The organism is Streptomyces sp. SAS_272, assembly GCF_052543235.1.
Window position 1 is genome coordinate 1 of record NZ_JBMNDR010000209.1, and the last position, 1,774, is coordinate 1,774.

Consider the following 1,774-nt stretch of genomic DNA (forward strand, 5'->3'; position numbering starts at 1 on the left):
TGAGATCGCCTCGCGCCATGACTGACGGCCTATCAAGAACAGACCTCGGCGCGCAGGCGATCTCCCGAACTCGTGATCCGAACGCCAGACAGGACCTAAGAGCTGTCCCGTAAATGATCTCCGAGCCACTGCGGGAGTGGGCGGCCGTGCGGCCCACTTGCCTATCCGGCGAGGGCGAGGGTGTGCATCCGGGCGATGCCGAGCATGGCGTGATGGACGCCGTCGCCCTTGAGGCGGCAGTCGCGGAGGATCTTCCAGGTCTTCATGCGGGCGAAGACGTGCTCGACGCGGGCCCGGACCTGCTTGTGGGACCTGTTGTGGTCCTCTTTCCAGGCCGGGAGTTCGCTCTGGCCGCGCTCGCGGCGGTGCGGGATGACGAGTCCGGTGCCCGGGTAGCCGCCGTCGGCGATCGTGAGGGCCTTGCCGACGGCGGCCTTGACGCCGGATTCCTCCCATGCCTTGCAGTCGTTGCGATTCCCGGCGAGCGGCCGGCCGGCCACGACGACCAGTCGGGTGTCGGCGTCGATGACGACCTGGTGGTTGGTGGAGTACCGGTAGTTCTTCGACCGCTCCGCGATGGTGTGATCGCGGGTGGGGACCAGGGTGCCGTCCACGATGAGCACAGTGTCCTTCGCGAACCGTTTGCGGGGCTGGAGGGCGAGCATCGGCCCGAGATGGTCGATGATCCGGTCCGCCGCCGACTTGGACACCCCGAACAGCAGAGCGAGCTGGCGCATCGTGAGGTTCGTGCGCCAGTACGCCGCGACCAGCAGTGCCCGGTCCTCCAGTGGAAGGCTCCAGGGCAGGCCCTTGCGGATCGCGTCCGCGCCCTCGCGCCGCAGAACCGTCACCAGCTTCCCGAAGGCGCGAGGGCTCAGCCCTGAAAACGGGGCTATCCAGGACGGCTCCGACGCCGTGATCACACCAGCCACACCAAGATCATTTCATAGAGGGAATGGCGACCGACCTGCATCTCAGCTGCCGCTTAGCGGAGACGCCCAGGTGGGGTCGTGTCGGGATCTCCTCGTGAGGTGGGCCAGCAGGTGCTCCGCCGCGATGGAGGCGGTGTCTTGGGGCGCGCCGACCACGGCCAAAGCGGCCATAAGCCTTGCCGATGCCGTTTCCGGTATGTCCGGGTCGGTGAGGAGGGGAAGCAACAGCAGGAAGCGGATGGCAGTGTCCTGGACGCCATCGGCCGCAAAGGACGGGCTGTAAGCAATCCGGATGAGTTCACGCCATGTCAGCCCAGTGCCCGAGAAGTCGCCGTCCCAACTGGCGATCTGCTCGGCGCAGCTTCTGCCGGGATGGGTGAGGAGGTAGTCGGTGCCGTAGTCGCCATCCAGGTTGCGGTAGATCACCACAGCTCCGGGACCGTCTTCTGCCGGCACCCTGAACACCGGCCAGCGTTCGGGATCGAAGAGGACCTCGGACAGGGCATCGACATCAGCGCCGTCCTCACCGAACCACTCTGGAACCGGCCGCTCAGCACACCCCCCGTCGCTACACATCGACAGAAGGTAGTTCGACCAGAAGCCCGGGCGGGCCAGCAGTGACTCGCCCGCCACCAACGGGCTGACGTCGTATCCCTTGATCAGCACCCGTCGATTCTGGCACCAGCCACCGACACGGTCCGATCGGGATCGGCAAGGGGGACCCGCCAGTTACGGGACAGCCCTTACTGACCTTGAATGCGTGATGTCGTCATGCTGGTTGGCACCGGAGGCCGGTGCCGGTGAGGCAGCCGTCGATGACGTCGGGGCGGTACTGAAGCTGG

General features: G+C 66.3%; 2 protein-coding genes. Both read right to left on the reverse strand.

Features of this window, described 5'->3' with window-relative positions; genetic code table 11:
- Nucleotides 1–161: 161 nt before the first annotated feature.
- Nucleotides 162–932, reverse strand: a complete 771-nt coding sequence (locus ACN6LD_RS42175) for a transposase (protein WP_445045932.1) — start codon at nucleotides 930–932, stop codon at nucleotides 162–164.
- Between the two features lie 42 nt (nucleotides 933–974).
- Nucleotides 975–1,598: a hypothetical protein gene (locus ACN6LD_RS42180; protein WP_445045933.1), complete on the reverse strand. Its 624-nt coding sequence runs from the start codon at nucleotides 1,596–1,598 to the stop codon at nucleotides 975–977.
- Nucleotides 1,599–1,774: the final 176 nt, after the last annotated feature.